The following is a 14,196-nucleotide window of genomic DNA, read 5'->3' on the forward strand; positions in this document are numbered from 1 at the left end:
GCCCTCTCCGCGTTCCCGGGGCGCCGGGGCTCAGCGGCCGATGGACGCCAGGGTCCCCCGGATCGCCTCGGCGGAGCGCCGGAGCAGGGCCACCTCCCGCTCGTCCATGGGCACCAGCAGCTGCTCGACGACGCCGCGCCGCGCCACGACCGAGGGCACGGAGAGGGCCACGCCGCTGATCCCCCGGTAGTCCTCCAGGACCGTGGAGACGGGCAGCACGGTGCGCTCGTCCCGCAGCACGGCCTCGGCCACGCGCGCCCCCGCGAGACCGATCGCGTGGTTGGTGGCTCCCTTGCCCCGGATCACGGTGTAGGCGGCGTTCATCGTCCGGTCCGCGACCTCGGCCAGGCGCTCCTCGGTGAAGGGCCGGCGCCCGTCCACCGTCCACTCGCGCAGCGGGATCTGCCCGATGTTGGCGCTCGACCACAGGGGGAACTCGGTGTCCCCGTGCTCCCCGACGATCGTGGCGTGCACGCTCGCGGTGGACACCCGGGCCTCCTCGGCCAGCAGCCACCGCAGCCGCGAGGTGTCCAGCACGGTGCCCGAGGCCATGACCCGCCCGGCCGGCAGGCCCGTGATCCGCTGCGCGACCACCGTGAGCACGTCGCACGGGTTGGTCACGAGCACGAAGACGGCCTCGGGCGCCTGCTCCACGAGCCGCGGCATGAGCGTCTCGAGGACGGCCGCATTGGCTCCGGCGAGGTCCATCCGGGTCTGCCCCGGCTTCTGCTTGGCCCCGGCCGTGACGAACACCACGTCCGAGTCCGCGAGGACGGCGACGTCGTCGGAGGCCGTGACCCGGGAGGCCGGGGTGAACATCGCGCCGTGGGCGAGGTCCAGCCCCTCGGCGCGCACCCGGTCCCCCGCCAGGTCGTAGAGGGCGACCTCCTGGGCGGTCCCCCGGATGAGGGCCGCGTAGGCCAGGGAGGACCCGACGGAGCCGGCGCCGACCACGCCGATCCTGGTGCGGGTGTTGTGAGCGGACACGGGGACGGGCTGCGGCACGGGAAGCTCCTCGGCGTTGGACTGCGGATGCTGTCCTCCCCATCCTGGCCGCCGAGGTTGCGCGCCGGAAGTCCCGACGGCCGGAGCCGGCCGCCCGCCGGTCCCCTCCGCCGCGACGGCCCGTCAGCCGGTGCGGGAGGCCGCCGCCAGGAAGTCCCGCGCGACGGGCCCGCCCGTGACCGAGCCCAGGTCCCCGTCCTCCACGAAGACCGCGACCGCGAGGTCCTCGTGTGCGGCGACGATCCAGGAGTGCGTGCGCGGCGGGTCCTCGGTGCCGTACTCGGCCGTGCCGGTCTTGCCGAGGGCCGTGTCCGGCTGCAGCCCCTGGAGGTCGGCGAGATGCCCGGAGGTGACGACCGCCCGCATCATGGTGCGCAGCTGCTCCGCCTCCGGCCCGGTCACCGGCTTCGCCCCGGCGGGACCGGCCGTGGCGCCGTCGTCGAGCAGGCCCTCGGTCGCGACCACGCTCGGGGCCACGAGACGCCCCGCCACGACCGAGGCCGTGGCGTTCGCCATCGCGAGCGGGGAGACGAGGGTGCGGCCCTGGCCGAACATGGCCGCCGCGTGCTGGACCGGGTCCTCCTCCTCGGGGAGGGAGCCGGTGAAGGAGGGCACGCCGAGATCCGTCTCCACGCCGATGCCGAGGGCGGCCGCGGCCTCGGCGAGCTCGGCCTGGCTGATCCGGTCGTGCTGACCGATGAACGTCGTGTTGCACGAGTGGGCGAGCGCGTCCGTGAGGGGGATCGAGCCGGTGAACTCCGCCGGGTAGGACTCCACGTTGGCGAAGCGCACGCCTTCGACGGTGATGGACGGGGGGCACGGCACCGTGGTGGCCGGGGTGTCACCCTTCCGCAGCATGCCGAGCGAGGTGATCACCTTGAAGGTGGATCCCGGGGCGTACTGCCCGAGCAGTCCGGTGGGGTACCCCTCGGAGCCCGGTCCGTCGGCGGCGACGACGAGCTCACCCGTGGAGGGACGGATCGCCACGATCGAGGACGGGGAGTCGAACCCGGCCAGCAGCTCCTGGGCGGTGGCCTGCAGGTCCCGGTCCAGGGTCAGCTCGACCGGCCGGCCGTCCTCCGGGGCCACCTCGAACAGCGGCTCGGCGGGCGACGCGCCGGCGGCCTCCGCGGGGACCTCCTCGACGACGACGCCGGGGGTGCCGCGAAGCCGGTCGTCGAAGCGCTCCTGCACTCCCCCGCGGCCGACCATCGACCCGGCGGCGAGCTCACCGGACTCCAGGTCCTCCGCCGTCGCCTCGGACACGCTCCCCAGCACGCCGGGAGCGAAGTCGCGGGAGGGCGCCAGCGGCAGCTCGTCCTCGACCACGCGCAGCCCGGGAACCGCCTCGAGGCGCCCGGCGTCGAGGGCCGTGAAGTCCTCCTGCCGCAGGGTGATCGCCTCGACGAAGGCCTCGGGACCGGCCTGCTCGACGGCCGCGGCGTAGGCGGCGGGATCGAGCTCCACGACCGCCGCGAGGGCGCGCGCCGCCGCCCCGGGGTCGGTGCCCTCCAGCAGGGAGCGGTCGACGCCGAGCCTGCGGACCGGCCGCTCCGTCACGAGGACCTCGCCGCCGGCGCCGAGGACGTCGCCCCGGTCGGCGTCCACGCCGCGGGCCCGGAGTGCCTCTCCCTCCTCGAGGGCGGGGTGCACCAGGTCCGGCGACCACCGGGGCACCCACTGCCCGCCGTCGCCGCGGACGAGGGACAGCGTCGCGTCGTAGGACCAGTCCTGCTCGGTGCCGGCCAGGTCCCACGTCCAGGAGAGGGTGGCCTCGCGGCGTTCCTCCTCGGCGGTCTCCTCGACCGCGGTGACGGCCACCGACGGCGTCGCCCGGCCCAGTCCCGCGGTGATCCGCTCGTACTCCTCCTGGGCCGCCGGGCCCTCGGCGCCGCCGAGCTCCAGCTGCCCGAGCCCACCCGAGGACAGCGCCGCGGCGAACGCCTCGGCCGATTCCCGGCCGTCGTCCGGGAGGAGCGCCGAGCAGCTGCCGGCGAGCAGGCCCACGCTCAGGGCCAGGGAGAGGGCACCGGCGGAGCGCCGACGGTGCGGTCGCCGGGCCGGGGGCTGCGGAGGAGTCGTCTGCACGGGCCCAAATCTAGTGCCGCCGCGGCGGCGGGGACAGGGGCCGCGGCCGGCCGCCGTGCCCGGCGACGACGGAACCGGTGGACGCCGTGTCTGCGCGGCGCCCACCGGTCCGTCGGACGCGCGGGCAAGGGGTGCGATCCCGCGCGCGGCGGGGCCGGGAACCGGCCCCTTCCCACCGGATCAGCAGTGGTACGTGTCGGTCGGCGCCTCGAAGTGGACGTCGTAGCCCTCGGGCACGCTCAGCCCGAAGGCGTTGGCCAGACCGAGGATCTTCCGGGCCCGCGCGAGCCGGGGCAGGTCGGAGCCGTTGCGGATCTCCCCGCCGTCGGCGTCGAACTCCTGGAGGAACTCCGTGGCCCATGACAGCTCGGACAGCGACGGGCTGAGCCCCTCGTTGACCGCGGCGGTCTGCTCGGGCATGAGACACAGCTTGCCGGTCATGCCGAACTCGAGGGTCACGCCCGTGGCCTCCGCCAGCTTCGCGCCCAGCGCGCCGACGGCCGGGCCGTCGATGGGGCCGGGCAGGTTCGCGGCCCGGGAGGCGATGGTGAACTGCGACCGGGTGTAGGCCAGGGTCATCGGGCTCTCCCCGAAGCCCGTGTCGCGGCGGAAGTCGCCGAGCCCGAAGCCGAGCCGGTACGTGGAGCGGGCGCCGGCGATCGCCTGAAGGTGCTGCACGCCGCGGGCCGTCTCCACGAGCGCCACGATCCTCGTGTCCTTGAGCAGCTGCGCGGTGCGCGTGACGTGCTCGGGGGACTCCACCATGGCGAGCATGACCCCGTCCAGGCCGCGCACCCCGGCGAGGGCGCGCAGGTCCTCCTCCCACCACTGGGTGCCGAAGCCGTTGATCCGCACCCACGCACGGTTCCGCGTGCCGTGCTCGTCCTGCGCCTCCAGCCAGGTGACGACGTTGTGGCGGGCCTGCGCCTTGTCCTTGGGCGCCACGGCGTCCTCGATGTCCAGGACGACGACGTCGGCCGCGCTCGCCTTCGCGGCCGCGAAGCGCTCCGGCTGGGCGCCGTTGACGAGCAGCCAGGAGCGGGCGAGCTCCGGGCCGATCTCCGGGGCGGCGACCTGCGGGACGATCGGGAGGGAGGAGGTGCTGGGGGTCGTGGACATGGACTCGGTCGAGGCGGGCTCGATGGAGGTGGCGGTCATGAGTGGATACCTGTTCGGTGTGGCGCAGCGGGCTGCGGTGCAAAGACGTGCCGGGCTCCCGCGGGAGGGCGGGATGCGGACAGCGGAACCGTGACCGGTGGCGGAACCGCGGGAACGATCGCGTCGCGGGGGTCCGTCCGGTGCGTGCCTCGGGCCGGTGCTCGCGAGGTGGGCGAGCCGGTCCCGTGCGTGCCCGATCGGCACGCGCGGCAGGTGCGGTGACTCCACCGTAACCCAGATCACATCCGAGCGCCACCTGGCCGTCATTCGCGCCGGGGGCGGCGTGCCGGGCGCCACCGCGAGCCGGGCGCCACGCCCACGGGCTTCAGGCCCGGCGCGTGGTGCGGGCCGTCGCAGGAGCGGTCCAGGGGTCCTCGGGCCAGGGGTGCTTGGGGTAGCGGCCGCGCATCTCGGCCCGGACCTGGGCGTAGGGCCCGGACCAGAAGGACGCGAGGTCCGCGGTGACCGCCAGGGGGCGCCCGGCCGGGGAGAGCAGGTGGAAGATCACCGGGGCCCGGCCCCCGGCCACCGCGGGGGACGCCGCCCATCCGAAGCACTCCTGCAGCTTGACGCGCACGACGGGAGGTGCCGCCGGGTCGTCGGGGGCCGGGTAGTGGACGGCCGCCGACGAGCCGCTGGGCACGGCCAGTCGCTCGGGCGCGAGCTCGTCCAGCCGGGCGGCCTCCGGCCAGGGGAGCAGCCGCCGCAGCGGCGCGGTCAGGTCGGCGCCGCGGGCGCCCGCGGCGAGGGCGTCCAGCTCGGGGGCCAGCCACTCCTCGAGCCGGGCCAGCAGGGCGTCGTCGGAGACCTCGGGCCAGGGTGCGCCGAGGTGGTGGTGGAGGATTGCCAGTCGCCGGCGCAGCCGGTCCGCCGGCTCGGACCAGCCGACCAGGTCGAGGCCTTGCTCCGCCACGGCGTCCCGCACGGCGCGGCGGGCGGGCCCCGGCTCCGGGGTCGTCGGGGTCGAGGACAGCTCGATGGCCCCGAGGGAGCGGACCCGCCTGGCACCGATCCGACCGCCCGCGAAGCGGGTGCGAACCTCGTCGCGCAGCAGCGGCTCGGCGCACCGCTCGGCGACGTCCCGGTCGATCGCCGCCGCCGCGCGGATCACGGCACCGGTGCCGGCGGCGGCCCGGCCGCCCCCGCGGGTGACGTCCGCGACGGCGAGCCACTCGTGTCCGGCCAGGGCGCTGCCGGCGGGCAGCCCGGCGCGGGTCCCGGAGGCCAGCAGCCAGGTGTCCCCCGCGCGCCGGGCGATCCGCTCCGGCAGGGCGAGGGCCACGACGGCCCCTGTCACGAGGTCCTCCGGGATCTCGTGCGGCTCGGCCGCGCCCCGTGGCTCGTCCGTGCAGCCGCGCAGCCGCCGCGCCTCCTCCGCCCAGCGCCGGGCGCCGGGAGCGCGGCCGGCGCGGAGGTCCACGAGCAGACGCGCGAGGTCCCCGCCGGGCGGGCGGTGGTCGTCCGAGACCACGGCGACGACCTCGGCCGCGGCACGGGCGCCGACGGCGCGGGCGCCCTCCAGCAGGCCGCGCGCCAGGCGGGGCTCGACCGGCACCTCCGCGAGCCGGCGGCCGGTCGCGGTGACCCGTCCCTCGTCGTCGATCGCGCCGATGTCGTGCAGCACCTGCTCGGCGTCGGCGAGCGCCGCCGACGGCAGCGGGTCGGGCAGGGCCAGTCCCCGCCCCCCGGGCGTGCCCCAGCACGCGAGCAGCAGCGCCGCTCCGGTGAGGTCGGCCGCCGCCAGCTCGGGGGCGGGGTGGGCCGGCATCGCCGCCCACGTCCGCTCGTCGTAGCAGCGCACCACCTCCCCCGGACCCTGCCGGGCCGCCCTGCCCGCCCGCTGCTCGGCCGATGCACGCGCCGCGGCGACGGTGACCAGGCCGGTCATGCCCCGGCCCGCGTCGCGGCGGGGCTCGCGGGAGAGCCCCGAGTCCACGACGAGCCGCACTCCCGGGACGGTCAGCGAGGACTCGGCGAGGGACGTCGAGACGACGACGCGCGGCGGGTCGCCGGCGTCGCGGCCCGAGGTCGCGCGGTCCTGCTCGGCGGGGCCGATCCGCCCGTGCAGCTCGAGGACCTCGCTCCCGGCCCCGTGCCGCCGCAGCCGGCGGGCGACCTCGGCGACCTCCCACGCGCCCGGGACGAAGACCAGGGCGTCAGCCGTCGGCTCCCGGGCCAGCGCCTCCGCGTGGGCGCCGGCCGCGACGCGGGCGACGTGGTCGAGGAACTCCCGCGTCACGCCGCGCTCGTCGGTGCGTCGCCCGGGTGGCGGGGCCCACCGGACGGTGAGGGGGTGCAGGACGGCGGGACTCTCCACCACGGGTGCGGGGCCGGGGCCCCCGAGCAGGTCCGCGAAGCGCGGGGCGTCGAGGGTCGCGGACATGGCCACGAGCACGAGGTCCTCGCGCAGCTGCCGCACCTCGGCGAGCAGGCCCACCAGCAGATCGGTCTCCAGGCCGCGCTCGTGCACCTCGTCGAGGACGACCGCGCCCACCCCGGGCAGCTCGGGGTCGCGCAGGAGCCGGCGCAGCAGGATCCCCGGCGTGACGAACTCCACGAGCGTGTCGGGACCGGCGCGCCGGTCCCCGCGCACCGTGTGGCCCACGAGCTCCCCCACCCGGGTCCCGGTCAGGTGCGCGAGCCGGCGGGCGGCCGACCGGACGGCGACCCGGCGGGGCTGCGTGACGACGACCCGGGCGGGACCCCTCACGCCGCCGGCACGGCGTTCGTGCAGGTGATCCGCCAGCAGCGGTGGCACCAGCGTGGTCTTGCCCGTGCCGGGCGGGGCCTGCACCACGGCCGCCCCGCCCGCCAGGGCGTTCCGGAGCTCGCCGAGCACGCCGGCGACGGTCAGGCCGGCGCCGATCCGGTCGAGGTCGAAGGGTGCCGAGGTCACGGTGTCCAGTCTGGCACTCCTGCGGGCCCCCTCCGCGGCGGGTGCTGCACCCGCCGCCCGGAACGGACACACCCCGCGCGCGGGCTACGTCTCGGTGTGGGCCAGGAACCCGCGCAGCACCTCGGTGAACTTCTCCGGCTCCTGCGAGTGGACCCAGTGGCCGGCCTCGCGGATCGTCACCCGGTGCGCCCTCGGGAACAGCCTGCGCATGAGGGGTGCGTGCTCGTCGCGGACGTAGTCCGAGCGCCCACCGGCCACCCAGAGGACCGGCCCCTCGTAGACGGCGTCGCCGGTGTCCGGGAAGCCGCCGACGGCGTCCAGGCTCGACCGGAGCAGCTCGAGGTTCGGCTCCCACGACAGCCCGTCCTCCCCGCTGCGCAGGTTCTGCAGCAGGAAGCTCCGGGTGGTGTCCTGAGGGATGGGCTCCTCGAGGGCCTTGCCCACGTCCGAGCGCCGTTCGGCGGCCGTCAGGTCCACGGCCGCGAGGCTGTCCAGCAGGTGGGCGAACTCGCCCTCGCCGCCCCCGGTCCGGGTGGGCGCGATGTCCACCACGACGAGCCGGGAGACGAGGTCCGGGTGGCGCAGCGCCAGCACCATGGCCACCTTGCCGCCGAGGGAGTGCCCCACGACCGCGACCGGTCCCTCCGCGGCGAAGTCTCCCCGGAGGGTCTCGGCCACGGAGTCGGCCATCTGCCGGTAGTCCACCGAGTCGGTCCACGCGGAGCGTCCGTGGTTGGGCAGGTCCACCAGCAGGCTCCGGTGGTCGGGCAGAAGGTCCTTGGCGATCCGGGCGAAGTTCTTGCCCCGGCCGAACAGGCCGTGCAGGAAGACGACGCGGTCGCCGCGGTCCCCGACGGGGGTCGTGTGCAGGGTGCTCGTCCGGAAGTCAGCCATCCTCCGAGCTTAGACACGTCCCGGCACCTGCGCCCCCCGCGGCGCCGTGCTCAGCTCGTCGACCATGATGAAGCTGTCCTGCCGGATGGCCGTCATGCTGTCCACCCGAACGGGAATCCGCGGCAGCGGAGCGTCCACGCCGACCGTCGTCCAGGGGAGCTCCGCCACCGGGTCGGTGTCGCGGAACCGGTCGTCCTGCACGATGAGCGCAGGCCGTCGGCGTCGTCGGCACCCAGCCGAGGAACAGCCCCCGCCGCGGCAGCTCCGGGATCCGGCTCCGCGGTGCGCCCCACGTAGACTCGGAGCCGTGACTGACACCACCCCGACCTCCGGCAATGTGCTCCCCGAGCAGGTCTCGGAGCTCTTCGACCCCGTGCAGTGGCGCACGGTCGAGGGCTTCGGGGACCTCCAGGACCTCACCTACCACCGCGGCGTGCAGCGGGACCCGGACGGCGCGGTCGTCCGGGACCTGCCGTGGGTACGGATCGCCTTCGACCGCCCGGAGGTGCGCAACGCCTTCCGCCCGTCCACGGTCGACGAGCTCTACCGCACGCTCGACCACGCGAGGATGAGCTCCGACGTGGGCACCGTGATCCTCACCGGCAACGGCCCGTCCCCGCGGGACGGCGGCTGGGCGTTCTGCTCGGGCGGGGACCAGCGCATCCGCGGTCGCGACGGCTACCGCTACGCGGAGGGCGAGACCGCCGACAGCATCGACCCGGCCCGCGCCGGGCGCCTGCACATCCTGGAGGTGCAGCGCCTGATCCGCACGATGCCGAAGGTCGTGGTCGCGGCCGTCCCCGGCTGGGCGGCCGGCGGCGGGCACTCGTTGCACGTGGTCTGCGACCTGACGATCGCCTCCCGGGAGCACGGGATGTTCAAGCAGACGGACGCCACCGTGGGCTCCTTCGACGCCGGCTACGGCTCCGCGCTGCTGGCCCGCCAGGTCGGCCAGAAGCTCGCCCGGGAGATCTTCTTCCTCGCCCGGGAGTACGACGCGCAGCGGATGCTCGAGATGGGCGCGGTCAACGCCGTCGTCCCGCACGCCGAACTGGAGGAGACCGCGATCGGGTACGCGCGGGACGTCGCGGGCCAGTCCCCGCAGGCGGTCCGGATGCTGAAGTTCGCGTTCAACCTCCCGGACGACGGGATGGCCGGCCAGCAGGTCTTCGCGGGCGAGGCGACACGCATGGGGTACATGACCGACGAGGCCGTCGAGGGCCGGGACGCGTTCCTCGGCAAGCGGGACCCGGACTGGTCGCCCTTCCCCTACTACTTCTAGGGCGGTGGCCGCGATGGCCGAGCTGATCGTGCCCGACGACGCCGTGGTCCTCGACGGCCCCGTGCCCGGGGACCCGCTGAGCCTGTTCCCGGAGCTGACCCGCGTGCTGGGCCGGGCCGGTCCCGCCGTGGTGGTGCGCACGTCCGGGTCCACCGGCCGCGCGAAGCGCACGGTGCTCACGCGCGACGCCCTCGCGGCGTCGTCGATGGCCACCGCGGTGCGCACGGGCGGGGTGGGCCAGTGGCTGCTCGCCCTGCCCGCCCACCACATCGCCGGACTGCAGGTGCTCGTGCGCTCCCTGTACGCGGGCACCGTCCCGGAGGTCATGGACCCGGCGGCCCGCTTCACACCGGAGGCGTTCGCGACCGCGGCGGAGGAGCTGAAGGACCCCGTGCGCTTCACCTCGCTCGTGCCCACCCAGCTCCAGCGGATCCTCGAACCGGAGACCGGTGTGCGCAACGGGGACGCGGTGTCCGCGCTGAAGAGCTTCCACGCCGTCCTCCTCGGCGGCTCCGCGCCCTCCCCGCGGCTGCTCGGAGCGGCCCGGGACGCGGACGTGCGGGTCGTGACGACCTACGGGATGTCCGAGACGTGCGGCGGGTGCGTCTACGACGGCGTCCCCCTCAACGGCGTGTCCGTGCACGTCGGGACGGCAGGGGGCGACGACGACGCCCCGCGGGCCGGGGTCGGCGGCCCGGCCGGACCGGGCCGGATCTGGCTCGGCGGCGACGTCGTCGCCGCGGGCTACGCCGGGGACCCGGAGCAGACGGCCCGGCACTTCCGGGAGGTCGCGGGAACCCGCTGGTACCGGACGGACGACGTGGGAGAGCTCTCCGCGGAGGGCGTGCTCACCGTGCACGGCCGCGCCGACGACGTCGTGAACACGGGCGCGGTCAAGATCTCCGCCGGCCTGGTCACCGGGGTGCTCACCCGGCACCCGGCCGTGCGCCAGGCCCTGGTGCTGGGGGTGCCGGACGAGGAGTGGGGGGAGGCGGTGGCCGCGGCCGTCGTGGCCGCGGCGGGCACCGACCGGGAGGGACTGCGCGTCGAGCTCGCGGACGCGGTGCGCGCCGAGCACGGTGCCGCGGCGGTCCCGAGGCGCTGGGCGTGGCCCGACGAGCTGCCGCTGCTGCCCACCGGCAAGCCGGACCGGGCCGCGGTCGCCCGCCTCCTGACCTGAGCCGGAGGTGCACGGGGGCCGTGGCAGAATGGCTTGCGGTTCCGGTCCCCCACCGGGCCGCATCCCGCGCGAGTCGTTCTTGACGGAGGTAGCCCGTGGCCACGCCAGCCCAGTGGATCGAGGGGGCCCGGTTGCGGACGCTCCCCATGGCCCTGGCTCCCGTCGTCGCCGGCTCCGCCGCCGCCCAGTCCCTGCACTCCTTCGACGCCGTGCGCGCGGCCCTGGCCCTGGCCGTGGCGCTGCTCCTGCAGATCGGCGTCAACTACGCGAACGACTACTCCGACGGCATCCGGGGCACCGACGACGACCGGGTGGGTCCCCTGCGCCTGACCGGCTCCGGAGCGGCCCGGCCCGGACACGTCAAGGCGGCGGCATTCGTGTGCTTCGGCCTGGCCGCCGTGGCCGGCGCGGTGCTCATCGTGCTGAGCCGCCAGTGGTGGTTCATCCCGATCGGCCTCTCCGCGGTGCTCGCGGCCTGGGGCTACACGGGGGGCAGGATGCCGTACGGCTACCTGGGGCTGGGGGACCTGTTCGTCTTCGTCTACTTCGGGCTCGTGGCCGTCCTCGGGACCACGCTCACGCAGGCCGGGACCCTCAACCTCGAGGCGTGGATCGCGGCCCTCGCCACCGGCCTGATCGCCATGGCCCTCCTGATGGCCAACAACGTTCGGGACCTGCCCGGGGACCGGGAGGCCGGCAAGCGGACCCTGGCCGTCCGGCTGGGCGATCCGTCGGCCCGCGTCGTCTTCGCCGCGGAGATCGCGGTCGCGCTGCTGCTGGTGCTGTTCCTCGTGCCCTACAACCCGTGGATGCTGATCGTGCTGCTGCTCGTGCCGCTGGCACTGCCGCCCGTCGCCACGGTGCTGAGGGTGCAGGACCGCCGCCAGCTGATCCCCGTGCTCCGCCAGTGCGGGGTGCTGAACGTGGGCTGGGCCGTGCTCTTCCTGCTCGCGGTGCTGCTGCGGCAGTGGCCGTGAGGTCCGCCTGAGGTCTCAGACCTCGCGGCCCTCCTCGCGCAGGGAGCGCTCGACGTAGGCGTCCTCGATCTCCTGGTCCTCGAGCGCCTGGCGGTTGCGCGGGCGGGGCGAGCGGGAGATCCAGCCGTGCAGCTCCTCCCCGGCCGCCCGGTGCAGACGGGGGAAGAAGAGGTAGGAGACCGCGAAGGAGATCACCACGGCGGCGATCCCCGCCAGGACCAGCCCCACCCCCAGCCAGACGCTGAGCAGGAAGGCCAGCACGAGGACCGAGAGGCGGAGCAGTGAGTACGTCAGGAATTTCACCCCGTCATTCTACCGGCGCGGCCGGGCTCCCCGCTCCCCCGGCAGCGCTTCCCCGGCGCTGAGCCGACGTCCAGGCAACTCCCCTACGATTGTCGGCATGGGCAGAGCCATTTTCATCATCGCGGCGGCCGCACTGGCGGTGGGCGTCATCGTCTACTCCCTCATCGAGTGCGCTCGGACCGACAGCGCCGAGATCCGTGGGCTGCGCAAGGGCGCCTGGATCGCGGTGATCGTCCTCCTGCCCGTCCTCGGGGCGGTCCTGTGGCTGTTCCTGGGCCGGCCCAAGGGCACGGCCGGGACGACCGGACCCGTGCGCGGCAAGGGACCCGACGACGATCCGCAGTTCCTGCGCAACCTCGAGGAGCGCCGGCGGCAGCAGGAGCAGGCGGAGAAGCTGCGCCGGTGGGAGGAGGAGCTGCGACGCAACGGCGGCGCGGCCGGGCCCGACGACCGGCCGGGCGGCGCGGGTCCCTCGGACGGTTCCTCAGCGGGCAGCTCCGACGGGCACAACGACGACACCCCCGGCTCGAACCGCCCGCCCCGCGACTGAGCCGCCCCACGAACGCGATCCTGGGGACGGCCTCGAGTGACCGGCTCCACTCCCGGTGGCCAGGTGCCGGAACGACGGACTGCCCGCGCCGAGACACCGGTGCGGGCCGTTCCCTTTGATGTGCTCCCCCGTCCGACAAGGCCGGGCCCGATGTCCGCCGCACGGCCACGCGCCCGCCCCGACGACGCCGGGGCCTCCGGGGTGCTCCCGGTCCGCGCCCCGGCCCAGCCCGGGGAAGGCCCGGTCCGGCACGTGGCCGAGGTGGTCTGCGCCGCTGCTTAGCGTGTCGGAGGTGGCGGGGATCCTGGAGTCATGACCACCTGGCCCGATGATCCGTGGTTCCCGGACGATCCGCCGTTCCCGGGTGATCCGAGGTTCCCGGAGGATCCGCGGTCCCTGGAGGAGATGCTGCGGGAGGACACGGACCTGGACGCCCTGGAGCGGGACTACGCCCGGGCGGTGGGAGAGCTGGCCGGTGATGCCCGGGCGGAGGCGGCCGCGGCGGGACGGCAGCTGCGGGGGATCCACCGGATGTGGCGGCTCCAGGAGGAGGCCCACGAGCAGCGGCGGGCGGTGCTGGTGCGCTGGCTGAACGCACGTTCCCGGCGGTGCGGTCGGCAGCTGCTGGAGAGCCGCAGCCTGCTGGAGGTGGCCGCGGAGATCGGCCCGGTGCTGCGCCTGCCGGCGGTCACGGCGGTGCGCCGCGTGGAGCAGGCCATCGGCCTGGCCGGGTCCCTGCCCGAGGTGCTCACCGCCCTGGAGGACGGGGTGATCGGGGGCAAGCAGGCCGAGGTCGTCGTGGAGACGTGGATCGAGCTGCTGGGCAGCGAGCTGCGCCCTCCGCCGGAGCCGCGGCCCCCGGTGGAGGCGGTGCGGCAGCTGGCCGAGGACCTGCTGCGCGCAGCCCCCCAGAGCACGGCCGCCCAGCTGCGCGCGCTGGCCCGGCGGCGGCGGGAGGAGCTGCTGCGGAACACCGAGGAACAGCGTCACCGCCAGGCCCTGGCCGATCGGCGGGTGTGGGTGGAACCGGGCGAGAACGGGATGGCGAGGGTGTGCGCGCTGCTGGACGCCGCCACCGCCTACGCCGCCCGCGACCGGCTGGCCTCCCTGGCCCGGCGTGCCGGCCCCGCCGGCACCCCGGGCCCGGCAGGGTGCCTGCCGGGGACCGACCCGGACCGCGGCCCGGGCGGCAGTGAGCGTGATCGGCGCACCTGCGCCCAGGTGCAGGCGGACGTGCTGGCGGACCTGCTGCTGACGGGAGAGCCGCCCCAGTGGCCCGCCGACCTGCGGGGGATCCGCGGCCAGGTCGCCGTCACCGTCCCGGCCCTGGCCCTGCTCGCCCACACCACCGGGCCCGGGGCGCCCCCGGCGGGGCTGCCCGCCGCCGGAGGGTGCGCGGAGCTGGCCGGGTACGGCCCGATCCCGCTGGAGCTGGCCGCCCGGATCGCGGTGGCCGCCCCCTCCTGGTCCCGGGTGCTGACCGACCCGGTGACCGGCACGGTCCTGGAGTACGACCGGGCCACCTACGCGGTCCCGGCCGACCTCAAGCGCCGGCTGCGCCACCGGGACGAAACCTGCCGGTTCCCCGGCTGCCGCCGCAGCGCCGAACGCTGCGACCTCGACCACACGGTCGCGTGGGCCCAGGGAGGGGCGACCGCGGCGGGCAACCTGGCGCACCTGTGCCGCCACCACCACCTGCTCAAGCACCGACACGGGCCGCTGGGCCCCTGGACGGTCAGCCACCGCGACCGGCGGGACCCCCGGTGCCCGGAGGGCGTACTGGAGTGGACCTCACCGGCCGGGCGGATGCACGTGACCTACCCCCGCCAATACCACCACCCCGTGCTCACGCCCCTGCGGATC

The 14,196-nt window shown here is 75.7% G+C and carries 12 protein-coding genes; 5 read left to right on the plus strand and 7 right to left on the minus strand.

The genetic code is table 11. The features are described from left to right. Positions 1–30 precede the first annotated feature (30 nt). From ACH9EU_RS14840 to ACH9EU_RS14865, 6 genes are all read right to left on the minus strand, one after another. The gene (locus ACH9EU_RS14840) at positions 31–1,005 is read right to left on the minus strand and encodes an L-lactate dehydrogenase (RefSeq protein WP_396414684.1); all 975 of its coding nucleotides are present in this window, start codon (positions 1,003–1,005) and stop codon (positions 31–33) included. 123 nt (positions 1,006–1,128) lie between these two features. Next, positions 1,129–3,093: a penicillin-binding transpeptidase domain-containing protein gene (locus ACH9EU_RS14845; RefSeq protein WP_396414685.1), complete on the minus strand. Its 1,965-nt coding sequence runs from the start codon at positions 3,091–3,093 to the stop codon at positions 1,129–1,131. A gap of 180 nt (positions 3,094–3,273) precedes the next feature. Then, the gene (locus ACH9EU_RS14850; RefSeq protein WP_396414696.1) at positions 3,274–4,212 is read right to left on the minus strand and encodes an aldolase/citrate lyase family protein; all 939 of its coding nucleotides are present in this window, start codon (positions 4,210–4,212) and stop codon (positions 3,274–3,276) included. A 364-nt stretch (positions 4,213–4,576) separates the two neighbouring features. Continuing rightward, a complete protein-coding gene (gene hrpB / locus ACH9EU_RS14855; RefSeq protein WP_396414686.1) occupies positions 4,577–7,147 on the minus strand; it encodes an ATP-dependent helicase HrpB in 2,571 nt (856 codons plus the stop codon). An 84-nt stretch (positions 7,148–7,231) separates the two neighbouring features. Continuing rightward, entirely contained in the window at positions 7,232–8,041 is an 810-nt protein-coding gene (locus tag ACH9EU_RS14860) for an alpha/beta fold hydrolase (protein ID WP_396414687.1), read from the minus strand. A gap of 9 nt (positions 8,042–8,050) precedes the next feature. Further along, entirely contained in the window at positions 8,051–8,209 is a 159-nt protein-coding gene (locus tag ACH9EU_RS14865) for a hypothetical protein (RefSeq protein WP_396414688.1), read from the minus strand. A gap of 139 nt (positions 8,210–8,348) precedes the next feature. Here ACH9EU_RS14865 and ACH9EU_RS14870 point away from each other — a divergent pair, with 139 nt between their 5' ends. The 3 genes from ACH9EU_RS14870 (at position 8,349) to ACH9EU_RS14880 (ending at position 11,480) form a co-directional block, all read left to right on the plus strand. Continuing rightward, positions 8,349–9,323 (plus strand): 1,4-dihydroxy-2-naphthoyl-CoA synthase, encoded by a 975-nt coding sequence (locus tag ACH9EU_RS14870; protein WP_396414689.1) that lies wholly within the window; start codon positions 8,349–8,351, stop codon positions 9,321–9,323. Between the two features lie 13 nt (positions 9,324–9,336). Further along, positions 9,337–10,503 (plus strand): AMP-binding protein, encoded by a 1,167-nt coding sequence (locus ACH9EU_RS14875; RefSeq protein ID WP_396414690.1) that lies wholly within the window; start codon positions 9,337–9,339, stop codon positions 10,501–10,503. Positions 10,504–10,598: 95 nt separating this feature from the next. Beyond that, the gene (locus ACH9EU_RS14880; RefSeq protein WP_396414691.1) at positions 10,599–11,480 is read left to right on the plus strand and encodes a 1,4-dihydroxy-2-naphthoate polyprenyltransferase; all 882 of its coding nucleotides are present in this window, start codon (positions 10,599–10,601) and stop codon (positions 11,478–11,480) included. A gap of 15 nt (positions 11,481–11,495) precedes the next feature. Here the strand turns inward: ACH9EU_RS14880 and ACH9EU_RS14885 are convergent, their stop codons facing one another. Further along, complete coding sequence (locus tag ACH9EU_RS14885) at positions 11,496–11,783, minus strand: DUF4229 domain-containing protein (protein ID WP_396414692.1); 288 nt, start codon at positions 11,781–11,783, stop codon at positions 11,496–11,498. Positions 11,784–11,880: 97 nt separating this feature from the next. Here ACH9EU_RS14885 and ACH9EU_RS14890 point away from each other — a divergent pair, with 97 nt between their 5' ends. Both ACH9EU_RS14890 and ACH9EU_RS14895 read left to right on the plus strand, forming a co-directional pair. After that, complete coding sequence (locus ACH9EU_RS14890; protein ID WP_396414693.1) at positions 11,881–12,333, plus strand: PLDc N-terminal domain-containing protein; 453 nt, start codon at positions 11,881–11,883, stop codon at positions 12,331–12,333. Between the two features lie 312 nt (positions 12,334–12,645). Continuing rightward, positions 12,646–14,196: HNH endonuclease signature motif containing protein (locus tag ACH9EU_RS14895; RefSeq protein ID WP_396413188.1), on the plus strand; the 1,551-nt coding region annotated here is incomplete at its 3' end.

This window comes from Kocuria rhizosphaerae (genome assembly GCF_044462265.1).
In the GTDB taxonomy this organism is placed as follows: domain Bacteria; phylum Actinomycetota; class Actinomycetes; order Actinomycetales; family Micrococcaceae; genus Kocuria; species Kocuria rhizosphaerae.

What these genes read in the sequence shown, in the direction of transcription:
- ACH9EU_RS14850 (WP_396414696.1), bottom strand. Translation starts at nt 4,212, where the DNA reads ATGTCCACGACCCCCAGCACCTCCTCCCTCCCGATCGTCCCGCAGGTC.
- ACH9EU_RS14860 (WP_396414687.1), bottom strand. Translation starts at nt 8,041, where the DNA reads ATGGCTGACTTCCGGACGAGCACCCTGCACACGACCCCCGTCGGGGAC.
- ACH9EU_RS14875 (WP_396414690.1), top strand. Translation starts at nt 9,337, where the DNA reads ATGGCCGAGCTGATCGTGCCCGACGACGCCGTGGTCCTCGACGGCCCC.
- ACH9EU_RS14890 (WP_396414693.1), top strand. Translation starts at nt 11,881, where the DNA reads ATGGGCAGAGCCATTTTCATCATCGCGGCGGCCGCACTGGCGGTGGGC.